This window comes from Maritimibacter sp. DP1N21-5 (assembly GCF_019218295.1).
Taxonomy (GTDB): Bacteria; Pseudomonadota; Alphaproteobacteria; order Rhodobacterales; family Rhodobacteraceae; genus Maritimibacter.
The window spans coordinates 261,524-276,974 of the sequence record NZ_JAHUZF010000003.1; the positions used below are offsets into that span (position 1 = coordinate 261,524).

Sequence of the window (15,451 nt, forward strand, 5' to 3'; positions counted from 1 at the left end):
GTCAGTTCAGGAGCCCGGCGTGGCGCATGGCGGAATCCATCGCGGCCTTGGTGTCGTCTGCGAGCGGCATGAGCGGCAAGCGCACGTCCTCGGCGATCAGGCCGAGCTTCGACATGCCGTATTTCGCGCCCGACACACCCGGTTCCATGAACACGGCGCGGTGGAGCGGCATCAGCTTGTCCTGAACTTCAAGTGCGGTCGCGTAATCCCCGGCGAGGCAAAGCTCCTGTACCTGGGCGCAGAGCTTGGGCGCGATGTTGGCGGTGACCGAGATACAGCCCACGCCGCCCATTGCGTTGAAGCCATGCGCGGTGGCGTCCTCACCCGAGAGCTGGACGAAATCGATGCCGCAGAGGTCGCGTTGCCAGGCCACGCGGGCCAGGTCGCCGGTCGCGTCCTTCACGCCGATAATCATTTCGTGCTTGGCAAGCTCGCCCATGGTGGCTGGCGCCATGTCGATCGCGGAGCGGCCGGGGATGTTGTAGATGATGATCGGCAGGCCGACGTCGGCCACGGCGAGGAAATGCGCCAGAAGCCCGCGCTGCGTCGGCTTGTTGTAGTAGGGCGTGACGACGAGGGCGGCATCTGCGCCGACCTCCTTCGCGTGTTTCACATGATGAAGCGCCTCGACCGTGTTGTTCGATCCGGCGCCGGCAATGATCTGCAACCGACCGGCGGCATGGTTCACGACCGTTTCCACGACCAGTTCATGCTCTTCATGGAGCAGCGTCGGGCTTTCGCCCGTGGTCCCGACCGGGACGAGCCCGTGCGAGCCCTGATCGACATGCCAGTCGACGAGACGTTTGAGCGCATCGGTATCCACCGTGCCGTCCTTGAACGGCGTGACAAGGGCCGGGTAGGATCCTTTGAACATGACACGCTCCTTTTATGTTGATGGCCGATCATGGCCTTGGGCAGACTCGCCCGGTAAAACGCGGCGGAAACTAGCCGCGATGCGGGGAAATGCCAAGAATGTGTGTTGAGGACATTGCACGGCGCGCTAGAGGTATCGCCATGACGACATTTGCCGCACGACAAATCCGCCTGATCCTTCTGTGTTTTCTGACCCTTGGCGGTCCCGCTCTTGCGCAGGACGACGCGGGTGTGGAGGCGCTGAAACGGGCGGTCGCTCTTGAAGCCGAAGGAAAATGGGACGAGGCGCGAGAGGCTGCGGGCGCGCCCGGCACCGTGGCGCGCGATATCATCGAGTGGCAGCGGCTGCGCGCAGGCAACGGGACCTTCGCCCAGACGGTGGATTTCCTCGAACGGCGCGGCGACTGGCCGGGGCTCGACCTGCTTCGGTCGCGGTCGGAGAAGAACATCCCCGCCGACGCGATCCGGGGCGACGTGCTGCGTTTCTTCGCCGAGGTGAAGCCCGAGACCGGAACCGGGTCTTTGCGGTACGCGCGGGCGCTTTGGGAAACCGGTCAGGAAGAGGCCGCGATGGCCGAGGCGAAACGGGCCTGGACGACCTTGTCGCTGAGTGCCGCCGAGGAAAACCAGTTCATGCACGACTGGCCCAAGACGCTTGGCAAGCTCCACTGGGAGCGTATGGACATGCTCCTGTGGCGCGGCCTGTCTGCGCAGGCGGAACGGCATATGGCGCGGGTCGACACCGAGCATCAGATCCTCGCCCGGGCCCGGATCGGGCTGCGCGAATCGCGGCCGGGCGTCGACAAGATGATCGAAGCGGTGCCTGCGGCGCTGTCCGGCGATCCGGGGCTGGCCTTTGAAAGATTCCTGTGGCGCGCGAACAAGGGCCGGTCGGAAGACGCCGTGGCGCTTCTGATGGAGCGGACCGCGTCGGAGACGAACCTCGGACGCCCCGACGAATGGGGCCGCTGGCGGCGCAACTATGCGCGGGCTGCGATGCGGGCGGGCGATTACCAGCTTGCCTATGACCTTGCCGCCAATCACCACATCGCCGAGGGCTGGAACCGCGAAGACTGCGAATGGCTCGCGGGCTATATTGCGCTCCGCTTCCTCGACCAGCCCGAGAAGGCACTGGAGCATTTCCGCGCCTTCCGCGCCACCGTGGATACGCCGATCAGCCAGTCGCGGGCTGGCTATTTCGAGGGCAGGGCGCTCGAGGCACTGGGACGCGAGGACGAGGCACAAGAGGCCTATGCCTTCGGCGGCGGGCATCAGACGGCGTTCTACGGGCTTTTGTCGGCGGAAAAGGCCGGGATGCCGCTCGATCCGGCGCTGGCCGGGACCGAGGATTTCTCGGGGTTCGAAGAGGCCGCGTTCTGGGACCTGCCCATCATGGAGGCCGCGCGGCTGGCCCATGCGGTGGGCGATACCTATCTGGCCGAGCGCTTCGTCATCCACTTGTCCGAACGGCTCGACCGGCACGAAACCGGGCAACTCGCGGCCTGGGCCGAAAGCGTCGGGGGCCATTACCTCGCGCTCAAGATCGCGAAATACAACGCGGGCTTCGGCAAGGTGCTGGAGGCCGCCTATTTCCCGGTGCCCGACATTGGCACCGGCAACCCGAAGGTGCCGCGAGCGCTCGAACTGTCCATCGCGCGGCGGGAGAGCGAGTTCAACCACGTGGTCAAGTCACCCGCCGGGGCGCTTGGCCTCATGCAGCTCATGCCGGGGACGGCCAAGGACATGGCGGCGCGGGTCGGCATCGCCTATGAGCCCGGCAAGCTCACCACGGATCCCGGCTACAACACGCGGCTGGGGTCGGAATACCTCGCCCATCTGATGGAGCGCTACGGCAACAACCCGGTCCTGATCGCGGTCGGCTACAACGCAGGGCCGGGTCGGGCCAATTCCTGGAGCGAGGCGAACGGTGATCCGCGCGATCCGGCGGTGGACATGGTCGACTGGATCGAGATGATCCCCTTCGAGGAAACCCAGACCTACGTCATGCGGGTGACCGAAAGCCTGCCCATCTACGAGGCGCGGCTCACCGGCAAGGTGCCCGAAGGGCCTCTCGAATTCACGGACCTGTTGAAACGGAAGTGACGCGCTTGCCCTTCTGGCGTTCGCGCCAGGCTGTGAAGACGCCCGCACCGACGACGATGGCGGCACCAAGCGCCACGTGTAGCTCGATCGTCTCGCCGAAGAAGGCGACCGCGAGGATCGACACGAAGACGAGCTGGAAATAGGCGAATGGCTGCACCGCGCTTGCCTCGGCCACTTCGTAGCATCGGATGAGGAGGTAATGCCCCAGCGCCCCCGTGATGCAGAGCGCCCCCATCCAGATCCAGTCGCCGGGCGCCATGGGCTCCCAGTAGAAAACACCGCCAAGCGTCGCGACGACGACACCCGCGATGCCGGTCCAGAAGAACGAGGTCGCCGAACTGTCGACCCGACCGACATAACGTGTGGCGAGCCCGTAGACCGCGAAGAGAAGCGCAGCCGCCAGCGCGATGAGCGCGTTTGGCGAGAAGACCGCGAAACCCGGTTGCAGGATCACGAGGATACCCACGAAGCCTGCGAAAATCGCCGCCCAGCGGCGGGGACCGACCTTTTCCCCGAGGACTGGACCGGACAGCGCGGCGATCATCAGTGGGTAGGAGGCGAAAAGCGCGTGGGTCGCGATGAGGCCGAGCTTCACGAAGGCATAGATCGTGACCCAGATTTCCACGACCAGAAGCACGCCTCGGGCGATCTGGAGCCAAGGCAGGCTGGTCGCTGCGGCAGGACGGATGCCACCCGCGCTGCGCGAGGCGATGATCGCGACGAAGCCCGCGAAGAACCAGTAGCGGATCATCACGATCAGCAGCACATTGTATTTATCGGCAAGGAGCCGCGACACGCCGTCCTGCGCGGCAAAGACGAAGACAGCGGCGAGCATCAGCAGGATGCCGGTTCGGTTGTTCTGGGTCTTCATGCGCCCATCCACGCGATGGTCATGTGGCGTTTGCCCGCAAAGCCCGGGCGGCGTTCGACGGTGAAGCCCGCCTCGGCGAGACCGCGTCGCACGAAACCTGCGGCGGTATAGGTCGCAGCCGTGCCCTGCGAGGTCGTATGGCGGGCGACCTCGGCCATGAGGTCGGGTGACCAGAGTTCCGGGTTCTTTGCGGGCGAGAAACCGTCAAGGAACCATGCATCGGCCTGATCTTCCCACGCCGGCAAGAGGTCCCGGGCATCGCCGATCTTCACCTCGACCGCGAGGGGGCCGAGGGTGAAGAGGCGCGCGCCTTTATCCCACGCGCCAACAAACGGGTCCGCGATGGCGCGCGCTTCGGGGAAATTTGCCAGCGCGCGGGCAATTTCGGCGGCGGACATGGGAAAGGCCTCGAACGATGTGAAACGGATCGGGCCGTGACCCTCGGCCGCAAGGGCGAGGGCCAGCATGTTGAGCCCCGTGCCGAAGCCAAGCTCGGCCACGTGGAAGCCGGGGCGCAGACGTGCGGGCAGGTCGTTTCCCGCCAGAAACACGTGGCGCGTCTCCTCCAGCCCGCCGTTCAGGCTGAAATAGGGATCGTCGAAGCGCGTCGAGACCGGGATCACGCCGTCGCGCCAATCGAGCATCGCTGTCTGGTCGTCGTGCATCGGCTCCCCTAGAACGGTCAGGACAGGCATGACGGAGGGCTCGAGCCTTGGCAATGGCGGATGTCACGGTTTTGGGAGCGGGGGCTTTCGGGCTGTCCTGCGCCTATGCCTGTGCCCGGCGCGGGGCGCGGGTGCAGGTCATCGACCCCAGGGGACCGGGGGGCGGCGCATCTGGCGGGGTCGTCGGGGCGCTGGCGCCCCATGTGCCGGAGAACTGGAACCCGAAGAAGGCCTTTCAGTTCGACGCGCTGGACCGGGCCGAAGCCTTCTGGTCCGAGGTCGAGGACACTGGTGGCGTATCGGCCGGATATGCGCGCACCGGACGGCTTCAACCCATCGCGGACGCGCGGGCGCTGGATCTGGCACGGGCGCGGGGTGAGACCGCAAAGACGCTGTGGCAGGGGCTCTATGCCTGGGAGGTCGTCGAGAAGGGCGACTGGGGACCGCAGTCCGCGACGGGGTTCTTGATCCATGACACGCTGACCGCACGCATGTCGCCTCACCGGGCCTGCGCGGCGCTCGCGGCAGCGGTGCAGGCGTTGGGCGGCGAGGTCTCTAACGGAGGTGAACTGGAGGGCGCGGTGATCCACGCGACGGGCGCGGCGGGGCTCGTCGAGCTGAGCGCCGCGTTTGGTCGAGAGGTCGGCACGGCGGTCAAGGGTCAGGCAGCTGTGCTCGATTTCGATGCGCGTGCACTGCCGCAGATCTTTGCGGAGACGGTGCATGTCATCCCCCACGCGGATGGGACCGTCGCCATCGGCTCGACCAGCGAGCGGGACTTCGACGACCCGACGGCGACGGATGGACAATTGGACGACGTCATCGCGCGCGCCCGGGCGGCGGTGCCTGCACTGGCCGAGGCGCGGGTGCTGGCGCGCTGGGCCGGACTTCGCCCGAGGGCCAGGACCCGGTCGCCGATGCTCGGGCCCTGGCCGGGGCGGAGCGGACATTTCGTGGCGAACGGCGGCTTCAAGATCGGGTTCGGGATCGCGCCGAAGGTGGGCGACGTGCTGGCCGCTCTGGTGCTGGAGGGCATCGATCTCGTGCCGGCGGGGTTCCGGGTCGAAGACAACCTCTGATCCTGGGTAGCCTGCCGCCGCTCGAGGATTCCGGGATTCTGGAATTCCGGAATCCCGGAAGGGATAACCCTTGGGAAAGTTTCGCTAAACTCTGAACGACAGGTTGACGCGCGGCCAGTGGTGCTAGGCGTCAACCCGTCTCGCGGGGCAGCCGACGATATGGTCGTTGACCAATCCGCAGGCCTGCATCCAGGCATAGACGATGGTCGGCCCGCAAAAACGGAACCCTGCCTTCTTCAGGTCCTTGGACATCTGCGTGGACAGGGGTGTCGCCGCCGGGATCTCGGCGAGCGAGGCGAAGTCGTTCACCAAGGGCGCACCGCCGACGTAGGCCCACATCTGTTGTGAAAAACCTTTGGCCCCGCCCATGTCGAGGTAGGCCTGTGCGTTGCCGATGGTCGCCTCGATCTTGCCCCGGTGGCGGATGATGCCCTCGTCGGCAAGCAATCGGCGCACGTCGTCTTCACCCCAGGTCGCGATGACCTCGGGATCGAACCCTTCGAAAGCGGCGCGGAAATTGTCGCGCTTGCGAAGGATGGTGATCCAGCTGAGCCCCGCCTGAAACCCGTCGAGTATCAGTTTTTCCCACAGGGCGCGGCCGTCATGTTCCGGAACGCCCCATTCCCGGTCGTGGTAGTCCACGTAGAGCGGGTCGTCCCCGCACCAGCCGCATCTGTCGCCCATCGTTCCCGGTCCTTCGTCAGTGTTTCCGGACAATTCACCAATAATCCGGAATTTTACAGCTTCTTAGCAGCTTTGACGCAATCATGTCGCGACGTTCGCAAGATGAGGCAGCCATGGCGAATCCGCAGATCCTCGACCCTGTCGACCCCGATGTCGAACTGTCCTCGCCCCTGACCATGGCGATCGCCCGACGGGATCAGGACACGATGTCGATGGTGCGCCGCGCGGTGGAGCGGCGACAGGTTCTGCTGGCGTTCCAGCCGATCATGCAAAGCCGGCAGCCGGACCGGGTGGCGTTTCATGAAGGACTGATCCGCGTCACCGATCACACCGGCCGGATCATTCCTGCCCGCGACTTCATCGACGTGGTGGAGCGGGAAGAACTTGGCCGGGTTCTCGACACGCTGGCACTCGACCTCGGGCTGCAAGCGTTGGCCGAAGAACCGTCGCTGCGCCTGTCGATCAACCTGTCGGCGCGCTCGATCGGCTACCCCCGGTGGAAGGCGACGCTCGTCCACTGGCTCGACCGCGACCCCACGCTGGGCGAGAGGCTGATCCTCGAAATCACAGAACGCACCGCCATCGTCCTGCCGGAACTGGTGCAGCATTTCATGGGCGAGATGCAGGGCCACGGCATCTCCTTCGCGCTCGACGATTTCGGCGCGGGCTACACGGCCTTTCGCTACCTCAAGGATTTCTACTTCGACATCCTCAAGATCGACGGCGCCTTCACGAAGGACATCGCCAACAACCCGGACAATCAGGTGATCTGTCAGGCGATGCTGTCCCTCGCGCAGCATTTCGACATGCTCACCGTGGCCGAGAACGTGGAAACCCGCGACGACGCGCTGTTTCTCGCGCAAGCGGGGTGCGACTTTCTCCAGGGCTTCTTCTTCGGGATGCCCACGGTCAATCCCGCATGGCGACGCGCGACACGGGCCCGGCCCGACCAGGCGGCGGGCGGGGGCCCGAATACCCGCCTGCGCGCATAGGTCGCTTGATTCGTTCTGCGATGCGGCATAGTCCTTTTGGCCAATGGATGCGCGGAGGAGAATCGTGCGAGGCGCATGATGCATCCAATTGACCAAGGTGACTTGCGGCCATTCGCCTGCGTCACGCAACGAGGAGAGGACATCTCATGACGAACGTCGTTATCGCCTCTGCCGCCCGCACCCCGGTCGGCAGCTTCAACGGTTCCTTCGCGAACACCCCCGCCCATGACCTTGGCGCCACCGTGCTGGAAGCGCTGGTCGAACGGGCCGGTATAGACAAGGCGGATGTGGACGAGACGATCCTGGGTCAGGTCCTTACGGGCGGTCAGGGTCAGAACCCGGCGCGTCAGGCGCATATCAACGCGGGTCTCCCCAAGGAAAGCGCCGCCTGGAGCATCAACCAGGTCTGTGGTTCGGGCCTGCGTGCCGTGGCGCTGGCTGCCCAGCACATTCAACTGGGCGATGCCGGCATCGTCGCGGCGGGCGGTCAGGAAAACATGTCTCTTTCGCCCCATGTCGCGCACCTGCGCGCGGGTCACAAGATGGGTGACATGAAGTTCATCGACTCGATGATCAAGGATGGACTCTGGGATGCCTTCAACGGCTACCACATGGGCCAGACCGCGGAAAACGTCGCCGAACAGTGGCAGATCACCCGCGACATGCAGGACGAATTCGCCGTCGCCTCGCAGAACAAGGCGGAAGCTGCGCAAAAGGCCGGCAAGTTCGCCGACGAGATCGTGCCTTTCACCGTGAAGACCCGCAAAGGCGACATCGTGGTCGATGCCGACGAATACATTCGCCACGGCGCCACCATGGACGCGATGCAGAAGCTGCGCCCGGCCTTCACCAAGGACGGGTCGGTGACCGCCGCCAACGCTTCGGGTATCAATGACGGCGCAGCGGGCGCGCTGCTCATGTCGGCGGACGAGGCCGAAAAGCGTGGCATCCAGCCGCTGGCGCGGATCGCCTCCTATGCGACGGCCGGTCTCGACCCGTCGATCATGGGCGTCGGACCCATCTTCGCGTCGCGCAAGGCGCTGGAGAAAGCTGGCTGGAAAGCCTCGGACCTCGACCTCGTGGAAGCGAACGAGGCCTTCGCGGCGCAGGCCTGTGCCGTGAACAAGGACATGGACTGGGATCCGGCCATCGTGAACGTGAACGGCGGCGCCATCGCCATCGGTCACCCGATCGGTGCCTCCGGGGCCCGCATCCTCAACACGTTGCTCTTCGAGATGCAGCGTCGCGGGGCGAAGAAGGGTCTCGCGACCCTCTGCATCGGTGGCGGCATGGGCGTGGCCATGTGCCTCGAACGTCCCTAAGCGGCGGACACGGGAAAGGGCGCTTCGGCGCCCTTTTTCATGCTGTGGGCGTATAATAGTCGCGCAATAATGTTGCGCTGACCGCGCGCTCAGGATAACAGAGTTACCGGACATAAACGAATGGGAGGACGCACCATGGCACGAGTGGCACTGGTGACAGGCGGATCACGCGGCATCGGCGAAGCGATTTCGAAGGCGCTGAAGGCCGAGGGCTACGAAGTGGCGGCGACCTACGCCGGCAACGACGAAGCGGCAGCGAAATTCACCGAAGAAACCGGCATCAAGACCTACAAATGGAATGTGGCCGACTACGACGCGTCGAAGGCCGGCATCGAAAAGGTCGAGGCCGACCTTGGCCCGATCGACGTGGTGGTGGCGAACGCCGGGATCACCCGCGACGCGCCCTTTCACAAGATGACGCCGGAACAGTGGCACCAGGTGATTGACACGAACCTGACCGGTGTCTTCAACACCGTGCACCCGGTCTGGCCGGGCATGCGGGAACGCAAGTTCGGCCGCATCATCGTCATCTCGTCGATCAACGGCCAGAAGGGCCAGTTCGGTCAGGTGAACTATGCAGCGACCAAGGCCGGTGATCTTGGCATCATCAAGTCGCTCGCGCAGGAAGGCGCGCGGGCCGGTATCACCGCCAATGCGATCTGCCCCGGCTACATCGCGACCGAAATGGTCATGGCCGTGCCGGAGAAGGTCCGCGAAAGCATCATCGGCGGCATCCCCGCCGGGCGTCTGGGTGAACCGGAAGAGATCGCGCGTTGCGTGGTCTTCCTTGCCGGCGATGACGCGGGTTTCATCAACGGGTCCACGATCACGGCGAACGGCGCGCAGCATCTGGTCTGACGCGCCCTCTCTGGGAGGAGAGGAAACCGGCCTTTCGGGGCCGGTTTTTTCATGTCATGTGAGCCGAATGACCATGCGCGCGACACTTATCGGTTTCACCGCCGTCCTGCTCTGGGCGCTCCTCGCGTTGTTCACCGTTGGCACGGCCCCGGTGCCCCCGCTGCAACTCAACGCGATCTGTTTCGCCATCGGGGGCGCGATCGGGGTGGTCTGGGTCAGCGCGACCGGGGGATGGCGCCGCCTCGCCGGGGTGTCGGTCTGGGTCTATCTCTTTGGCACAGCGGGGCTCTTCGGCTACCATTTCTTCTACTTCTCGGCGCTGCGGAACGCCCCCGCGGCCGAGGCCGGGTTGATCGCCTATCTCTGGCCGCTCCTCATCGTGCTCTTCTCGGGGCTTCTGCCGGGCGAACGGCTGCGTATGGGTCACGTCCTGGGCGCGCTCGTCAGCTTTGCCGGTGCGGCCCTGTTGATGGTGCGAGGGGAACTCGGGTTTTCGGTGCAATACGCAGCCGGCTACGGGTTCGCGGCGCTCTGCGCTTTGACCTGGTCGAGCTACTCGGTCCTGTCGCGCAGGCTGGGGGCGGTGCCGACCGACGTGGTCGCGATCTATTGCATCGCGACTACGGTCCTGTCGGCGCTTGCGCATCTGGCGGTCGAGGAAACGATCTGGCCGGGATCGCCGCTGGGCTGGGCGTCGGTGATCGGCCTCGGGCTCGGTCCGGTCGGGCTTGCCTTCTACACGTGGGATGTGGGTGTGAAGCGCGGCAATATTCAGCTTCTGGGCACGGCGAGCTATGCGGCGCCGCTCTTGTCCACGCTTGTACTGATCCTGGCCGGGGTGGCCCGGCCAAGTTCGGTGCTCATTCTCGCGGCCATGCTCATCGCCGCTGGCGCCGGTATCGCGGCGCTCGCGGGACGGAAGGCTGACGATGTCGGGTAAAGGGTAATCAGGTCATGGCAAGTCGCTCGATCTCATCCTTGAGACGAAGCTTCTTTTTCTTCATGGCCTTGATTTCGGTGTCCGGAACACTCGGGCTGCGCTGGGCTGCTTCGACCTGATCCGAAAGGGCTGCGTGTTTACGACGGAGTTCCTGCAGGCGGGAGCTCAAGTCCATGACGTCCTCCTTGTCTGAAATCGCCCGATGATTGCAGCATGAAATTCGAGTCGTGTCACGGAATCGTTGCAATGTTCTGGGTGCGTGGCAAACAAATGCCTAAGATTCCCGTGCTGCCGCGCAGCAATATTTCAACGTCGTTGCCGGAACGCGATCCGACCCGGCGATGCGGGTTCACCAGAGCGGCAGATGGGCTCCGCCTCGCAGGATCGCGGAAACCTCGCGCCGGTAGCTTTCTACATCGCCCACATGTTCTGCGCCGTCATGCAGGATCAGGGGCGCGGCGAGCCGGAAGGCCCCGCGACCGCCCTTGCGCGCGGTGACCAGAACCAGAACGGCGGCCCGTCCTTCCCGGGGCAACAAAGGCTTCACGAGGATCGACCCCAGACGGTCGTCCATCGCGCCGAGTACTTCCGGCAGGCGTTCGGCCTTCTGGATGATCGTCAGATAGCCGCGCGGCTTGAGGCGCTTCGTCGCGACATCGACCCAGGTGGACAGGGGCGTATCCTCGAAGAGGGCGGCGTCCCGGCCCGGATCGTCCGAGCGCGTCGACCGGTCGCGCAGGTGGTAGGGAGGGTTCATGATGACATGGTCGAAACTGTCGACCTTCACCTCGGGCGGCAGATTCGCGAGATCGGCTTCGACGACGTCCATTTCGATGTTGTTGTCGAATGCGTTGATGCGTGCCAGATCGGCATAGTCCGCCTGTCTTTCGATACCGACGAGGCGCAGCCCCTTGACGCGGGTGGCCAGGCAGAGCGCCGCCGCCCCTGCTCCGCAACCCAGGTCGAGCACGCTTTCCCCCGCATGCGCCGCCACCGAGGCGGCGAGGAACACCGGGTCAACCCCTGCACGATAACCGTCGCGCGGCTGTTTCAGCTTCAATTGTCCGCCGAGGAACTTGTCCTCCGTCACCACGCTGCGGGCGAATCCCATGCTCATGTCTCCTCGACGTCGATCCCGTTGTCGCGCAGGATTCGTAGGGCCCGCGCGTGATCATCGGAAGCCACCATAAGACGACGTGGTAAAATTCCTATTGACCCTTCCAGCGTGCTCATGTGGACGTCCATCGGAAACACGGATATACCTTCGCCCGCCAGCATGGCGCTGGCAAAGGCGATCACGGTCGGGTCATTGGTGCGTAGAAGCTCTTTCATACTGAGGGTTTAAAGCGTATCCCCGCCGTGTGTCGAGACAGACGGAATTTGACCGCTGGCGGGGCGGACGGGATCATGAACATGCTGGACCAAAAAGCGCACAAGCCGCACGAACGGCTCGCCGCGCATCTGCGCGACGATCTGAACGCAGTGGATGCCATGATTCGGACCCGCATGGCCTCGGCACATGCGCCGAGAATTCCCGAAGTGACGGCGCATCTCGTCGAAGCGGGCGGCAAGCGGCTGCGCCCCATGCTCACGCTCGCGGCGGCGCGGATGTGCGGCTACGAGGGCGACAAGCACGTCATCCTCGCCACGGCGATCGAGTTCATCCACACCGCGACGCTCCTTCACGACGACGTGGTGGACGAAAGTGCTCAGCGGCGCGGGAGACCCACCGCGAACCTCTTGTGGGACAACAAGTCGAGCGTGCTGGTCGGCGATTATCTACTGGCCCGGGCGTTCCAGCTCATGACCGACACCGAGAGCCTGCGCATCCTCGCGGTGCTGTCCAATGCCTCGGCCACGATCACCGAGGGCGAGGTGCTGCAACTGACTGCGGCGCAGGACATCGGGACGACGGAAGAGATCTATTTCAAGGTCGTGCGTGGCAAGACTGCGGCGCTCTTTTCGGCGGCGACCGAAGCGGCGGGGATCCTCGCCGGGGTGTCAGAGGAACAGGTCGAGGCGCTCTATGACTATGGCGATGCTCTGGGTATCGCGTTCCAGGTGGTCGACGACCTTCTCGATTTCTGGGGCGGCGAGGCGACCGGCAAGAACGTGGGCGATGACTTCCGCGACCGGAAGATGACGCTCCCGATCATCAAGGCGATTGCGGCCGCCGATGCGGAGGAACGCGCCTTCTGGAAGCGGACGATGGAAAAGGCCGATCAGCGCGACGGCGACCTCGAGCGGGCGCTCGAGATCATGGACCGTCACGGGGCGCTCGAAGAGACCCGGCAGGCGGCGCTGGGCTGGGCTGACAAGGCGAAGGCCGCGCTCACATCGCTTCCCGAAGACCCGATCCGCGACATGTTGCACGACATTGCGGACTACGTGGTCGAGCGGATCAGCTGAACGTCGCGGGCGTGACCCACCACTCAGGTTGAGCTTGGGCGAGCGTCGCGGCGGCGGCGTCTGCGGCTTCGCGCGTGTCAAAGAGCGCGAAACAGGTGGCACCTGAGCCCGACATACGGGCCAGCCGGGCACCGGGAAGTGCGGCCAGGGATGCAATCACATCGGCGATGATCGGCGCTGCGGCGATGGCGGGGGCTTCCAGATCGTTCCGCTGCGACGCGACCCAGTCGATGAGGATCCGCGTGCCCTGCCATTTCGGGAGCTTGAGGGCCATCGGTGGGTTTTCCTTTGCGGTCAATGCCTTGAAAACGGCGGGCGTGGGCACTTCGACACGGGGGTTCGCCAAGACCGCGAAGAGCGGCGGCAGGTTCGGCACCGGTTCGACCACCTCGCCGATGCCTTGCATCCGGCTGGCACGCCGCATCAGGCAGACCCGCACATCCGCACCCAGTTCCACGGAGCCCTCGGGCAAACGGGTCTGTCCAGTGAGGTCGGACATCGCGAGAAGCGTCGCCGCCGCGTCGGACGAGCCGCCGCCAATCCCTGCCGCGGCGGGGAGATACTTGGAGAGCGTGATCGCAACGGGCCGGTCGAAGAGCGCGGCCGCCCGCCAGACGAGATTGCTTTGGTCCGTGGGTACGCCCGAAGCCATCGGCCCGGTCACGTCGAGGCGCATCTCCTCGGTCTCCATCACCGAGACGCGGTCGCCCACATCGGCAAAGACGACAAGGCTGTCGAGCAGATGATAGCCATCCTTGCGCTGCCCGGTGACGTGCAGCGTGAGGTTCACCTTGGCGGGGGCGAAAACCTTAGTTAGCAGCGGCGCGCTCCCGCGTCAGAAGAGGTTCGGCGCCCTCTTCTTCGAGCACCGTGTCGAGACCCACTTCAAGCTTGCGGCGGATCCGGTCGGGCTTCACCTCGTCCAGATCGCTGTCTTCGGTGACGAAGCTCAGGGCACGGTGCCACTGGAACTCGGCCTCGCGCACCCGGCCCACGGCCCAATAAACATCGCCCAGGTGGTCGTTCACCACCGGGTCGACCGGCATGAGGGCGACGGCTTTTTCCATCTCGACCACGGCTTCGTCATAGCGCCCGAGGCGGTAGTAGACCCAGCCGAGGCTGTCGACGATATAGCCTTCGTTCGGACGCGCTTCGACCGCATCGCGGATCATGTCGAGCGCCTCGTCGAGGTTCTCGCCTTTTTCGACGTAGGAATAGCCGAGGTAATTGAGCACGGAGGGTTGCCCGGGCTGCAGCTCGAGCGCCTTGCGGAAATCGGCCTCGGCCTCGGTCCAGAGGTCCTGACGTTCCTGCACGATGCCGCGTGCGAAGTAGACCGCCCATTGCGCGGGGTGATCTTCGGTATAGAGCGCGATGGCGTCGTCGTATGCGGCTTGCGAGGCTGCCCAGTCTTCTTCGTAGCGATAGGCGTCGCCCAGCGCGACATGGATCGTGGACAGCTCCGGGAAACGGTCGGCCACCTGCGAGAGCGCCGCGATGGCTTCTTCGGGCTGCTCCATGCGCCTGAGCGCGTTCGCCTTGCCCATCATGGCCTGCGGCCAGGCCCGGCTGTCGTCGGCGATCTGGTCATAGGTCTCCACGGCGAGCGCGTTGTTTCCCATGTTTTCAAAGACCGCAGCGGTCAACAGGGTCGCGCCCACGTTGTCGGGGTTCAGATGCTCCGACAGGCGCGCGTAGATGAGGACGAGGCTGGGCGAGGCTTCGTTGGCGAGCGCTTCGCCCACGTTGTAGAAGAGCGCCGACAATCCGTCCTTGGGGGACCGGATCGCGTCGAAATCAATCGGCTTGCCGGCATCGAGCTCGGCCCGCAGCGTCATGATTTCCTCATCCCCGGTTTCGGGAAGCTGTTCGTCGATCAGCGCAACGGCTTCCTGATTGCGTTCGAGCTGGCTCAGGATTTGCGCATAGGCGATGACGCCCGCACGGTTCAGGGTCACCGGCACGGTTTCGCCAGAGAGGATCTCGGCCGCTCCCTCGTAGTCCCCGACGAAGGCGAGCGCCTGCGCCTTCTGGAAGGCCGAGACCTGCGCGGCCACCTCGTCCTGCGCGAGATCGTCAAAGATCGCGAGCGCATCCGACATCTTGCCTTCGCCGATTGCGGCCCAGGCGCGGATCAAGGGGTCCATGAGTCCGCCGACGCTGAAATCGCCCGACAGGATGCGGTCGACACCGGCCCAGTCTTCGCTGCCCATGGCATCGCCGAGGAGCACGAGCTGGCCGAGTTCGTTGGACGGGGAAAGCTCCGTCAGACGCCGCGCGACGGGCACGGCCATGTCGATCTGTCCCAGCCCGATGTGGGCGACGAGCAGCCCTTCCATGATCCCGGCATTGTCGGGCCGGTCGGCCAGCGCGCGGGTGCCGTATTCCACCAGCGCCTTGAAGTCGGCATTGGCGTCGGCCGACCGTGCGGCAAGGTAGGAGCCGGTGAAGCCGTCCATGTCCTGTGCGCTCGCGGGCAGGGTCGTGGTGGCGAGTAGCGCGGCGAGCAGGGCCGAGCAGCCGGCAGCGCGAATGAAGCGGAAGGATGTGGGCAAAGCGACCTCTCCTGATCGTGGTTGTCCGACCGTAACGCCGGGGCAGGGGGGGTTCAATGGAAGGGGCCGCACTATGGCGGCCCCGTCGGTCACTTTTGCA

At 65.0% G+C, this 15,451-nt stretch carries 16 protein-coding genes; 7 read left to right on the forward strand and 9 right to left on the reverse strand.

Going from position 1 to position 15,451, the window contains the following annotated elements:
- Window position 1 precedes the first annotated feature (1 nt).
- Entirely contained in the window at window positions 2–874 is an 873-nt protein-coding gene (dapA, locus tag KJP29_RS02995) for a 4-hydroxy-tetrahydrodipicolinate synthase (RefSeq protein WP_218462064.1), read from the reverse strand.
- Between the two features lie 140 nt (window positions 875–1,014).
- Here dapA and KJP29_RS03000 point away from each other — a divergent pair, with 140 nt between their 5' ends.
- Window positions 1,015–2,976, forward strand: coding sequence for a lytic transglycosylase domain-containing protein (locus KJP29_RS03000; RefSeq protein ID WP_218462065.1), 1,962 nt, complete (start codon window positions 1,015–1,017; stop codon window positions 2,974–2,976).
- Here KJP29_RS03000 and KJP29_RS03005 read toward each other — a convergent pair.
- Entirely contained in the window at window positions 2,951–3,847 is an 897-nt protein-coding gene (locus KJP29_RS03005) for a DMT family transporter (RefSeq protein WP_218462066.1), read from the reverse strand. The two genes, KJP29_RS03000 and KJP29_RS03005, sit on opposite strands and share 26 nt — an antisense overlap.
- Window positions 3,844–4,512, reverse strand: a complete 669-nt coding sequence (gene mnmD, locus KJP29_RS03010; protein WP_218462068.1) for a tRNA (5-methylaminomethyl-2-thiouridine)(34)-methyltransferase MnmD — start codon at window positions 4,510–4,512, stop codon at window positions 3,844–3,846. The genes KJP29_RS03005 and mnmD overlap by 4 nt, the downstream gene beginning before the upstream one ends.
- A 53-nt stretch (window positions 4,513–4,565) precedes the next feature.
- On the opposite strand from mnmD, the gene KJP29_RS03015 reads away from it, so the two are divergent.
- A complete protein-coding gene (locus tag KJP29_RS03015) occupies window positions 4,566–5,591 on the forward strand; it encodes an FAD-binding oxidoreductase (protein ID WP_218462069.1) in 1,026 nt (341 codons plus the stop codon).
- A 123-nt stretch (window positions 5,592–5,714) separates the two neighbouring features.
- Here the strand turns inward: KJP29_RS03015 and KJP29_RS03020 are convergent, their stop codons facing one another.
- Window positions 5,715–6,275: a DNA-3-methyladenine glycosylase I gene (locus KJP29_RS03020; RefSeq protein WP_218462070.1), complete on the reverse strand. Its 561-nt coding sequence runs from the start codon at window positions 6,273–6,275 to the stop codon at window positions 5,715–5,717.
- A 113-nt stretch (window positions 6,276–6,388) separates the two neighbouring features.
- Between KJP29_RS03020 and KJP29_RS03025 the strand changes: the two genes are divergently transcribed.
- The 4 genes from KJP29_RS03025 to KJP29_RS03040 all read left to right on the forward strand — a co-directional run bounded on the left by KJP29_RS03025 (window position 6,389) and on the right by KJP29_RS03040 (window position 10,387).
- Window positions 6,389–7,267 carry an EAL domain-containing protein gene (locus KJP29_RS03025; protein WP_218462071.1) on the forward strand — a complete coding sequence of 293 codons (879 nt, stop codon included), beginning with the start codon at window positions 6,389–6,391 and terminating at the stop codon, window positions 7,265–7,267.
- A gap of 146 nt (window positions 7,268–7,413) precedes the next feature.
- Window positions 7,414–8,589, forward strand: a complete 1,176-nt coding sequence (locus tag KJP29_RS03030; RefSeq protein ID WP_218462072.1) for an acetyl-CoA C-acetyltransferase — start codon at window positions 7,414–7,416, stop codon at window positions 8,587–8,589.
- Window positions 8,590–8,724: 135 nt separating this feature from the next.
- Window positions 8,725–9,447 carry an acetoacetyl-CoA reductase gene (gene phbB / locus KJP29_RS03035; RefSeq protein ID WP_218462073.1) on the forward strand — a complete coding sequence of 241 codons (723 nt, stop codon included), beginning with the start codon at window positions 8,725–8,727 and terminating at the stop codon, window positions 9,445–9,447.
- Window positions 9,448–9,520: 73 nt separating this feature from the next.
- On the forward strand, window positions 9,521–10,387 hold the full coding sequence (locus tag KJP29_RS03040) for a DMT family transporter (RefSeq protein WP_370630771.1): 867 nt from the start codon (window positions 9,521–9,523) through the stop codon (window positions 10,385–10,387).
- Between the two features lie 7 nt (window positions 10,388–10,394).
- Here KJP29_RS03040 and KJP29_RS03045 read toward each other — a convergent pair whose 3' ends face one another.
- From KJP29_RS03045 to KJP29_RS03055, 3 genes are all read right to left on the reverse strand, one after another.
- A complete protein-coding gene (locus KJP29_RS03045) occupies window positions 10,395–10,562 on the reverse strand; it encodes a YdcH family protein (protein ID WP_218462075.1) in 168 nt (55 codons plus the stop codon).
- 174 nt (window positions 10,563–10,736) lie between these two features.
- Window positions 10,737–11,498: a tRNA1(Val) (adenine(37)-N6)-methyltransferase gene (locus tag KJP29_RS03050; RefSeq protein ID WP_218462076.1), complete on the reverse strand. Its 762-nt coding sequence runs from the start codon at window positions 11,496–11,498 to the stop codon at window positions 10,737–10,739.
- 2 nt (window positions 11,499–11,500) lie between these two features.
- Window positions 11,501–11,719 carry a DUF2007 domain-containing protein gene (locus KJP29_RS03055; RefSeq protein ID WP_218462077.1) on the reverse strand — a complete coding sequence of 73 codons (219 nt, stop codon included), beginning with the start codon at window positions 11,717–11,719 and terminating at the stop codon, window positions 11,501–11,503.
- Window positions 11,720–11,800: 81 nt separating this feature from the next.
- On the opposite strand from KJP29_RS03055, the gene KJP29_RS03060 reads away from it, so the two are divergent.
- On the forward strand, window positions 11,801–12,796 hold the full coding sequence (locus KJP29_RS03060) for a polyprenyl synthetase family protein (protein ID WP_218462357.1): 996 nt from the start codon (window positions 11,801–11,803) through the stop codon (window positions 12,794–12,796).
- Here the strand turns inward: KJP29_RS03060 and KJP29_RS03065 are convergent.
- On the reverse strand, window positions 12,789–13,616 hold the full coding sequence (locus KJP29_RS03065; protein WP_218462358.1) for a 4-(cytidine 5'-diphospho)-2-C-methyl-D-erythritol kinase: 828 nt from the start codon (window positions 13,614–13,616) through the stop codon (window positions 12,789–12,791). The two genes, KJP29_RS03060 and KJP29_RS03065, sit on opposite strands and share 8 nt — an antisense overlap.
- A complete protein-coding gene (locus KJP29_RS03070; RefSeq protein ID WP_218462078.1) occupies window positions 13,606–15,351 on the reverse strand; it encodes a tetratricopeptide repeat protein in 1,746 nt (581 codons plus the stop codon). The genes KJP29_RS03065 and KJP29_RS03070 overlap by 11 nt, the downstream gene beginning before the upstream one ends.
- Between the last annotated feature and the right edge of the window lie 100 nt (window positions 15,352–15,451).

Excerpts from the sequence above, each read along its gene's own strand:
- dapA (WP_218462064.1), bottom strand. The coding sequence starts at position 874 with ATGTTCAAAGGATCCTACCCGGCCCTTGTCACGCCGTTCAAGGACGGC.
- KJP29_RS03000 (WP_218462065.1), top strand. The coding sequence starts at position 1,015 with ATGACGACATTTGCCGCACGACAAATCCGCCTGATCCTTCTGTGTTTT.
- KJP29_RS03005 (WP_218462066.1), bottom strand. The coding sequence starts at position 3,847 with ATGAAGACCCAGAACAACCGAACCGGCATCCTGCTGATGCTCGCCGCT.
- mnmD (WP_218462068.1), bottom strand. The coding sequence starts at position 4,512 with ATGCACGACGACCAGACAGCGATGCTCGATTGGCGCGACGGCGTGATC.
- KJP29_RS03015 (WP_218462069.1), top strand. The coding sequence starts at position 4,566 with ATGGCGGATGTCACGGTTTTGGGAGCGGGGGCTTTCGGGCTGTCCTGC.
- KJP29_RS03020 (WP_218462070.1), bottom strand. The coding sequence starts at position 6,275 with ATGGGCGACAGATGCGGCTGGTGCGGGGACGACCCGCTCTACGTGGAC.
- KJP29_RS03025 (WP_218462071.1), top strand. The coding sequence starts at position 6,389 with ATGGCGAATCCGCAGATCCTCGACCCTGTCGACCCCGATGTCGAACTG.
- KJP29_RS03030 (WP_218462072.1), top strand. The coding sequence starts at position 7,414 with ATGACGAACGTCGTTATCGCCTCTGCCGCCCGCACCCCGGTCGGCAGC.
- phbB (WP_218462073.1), top strand. The coding sequence starts at position 8,725 with ATGGCACGAGTGGCACTGGTGACAGGCGGATCACGCGGCATCGGCGAA.
- KJP29_RS03040 (WP_370630771.1), top strand. The coding sequence starts at position 9,521 with ATGCGCGCGACACTTATCGGTTTCACCGCCGTCCTGCTCTGGGCGCTC.
- KJP29_RS03045 (WP_218462075.1), bottom strand. The coding sequence starts at position 10,562 with ATGGACTTGAGCTCCCGCCTGCAGGAACTCCGTCGTAAACACGCAGCC.
- KJP29_RS03050 (WP_218462076.1), bottom strand. The coding sequence starts at position 11,498 with ATGGGATTCGCCCGCAGCGTGGTGACGGAGGACAAGTTCCTCGGCGGA.
- KJP29_RS03055 (WP_218462077.1), bottom strand. The coding sequence starts at position 11,719 with ATGAAAGAGCTTCTACGCACCAATGACCCGACCGTGATCGCCTTTGCC.
- KJP29_RS03060 (WP_218462357.1), top strand. The coding sequence starts at position 11,801 with ATGCTGGACCAAAAAGCGCACAAGCCGCACGAACGGCTCGCCGCGCAT.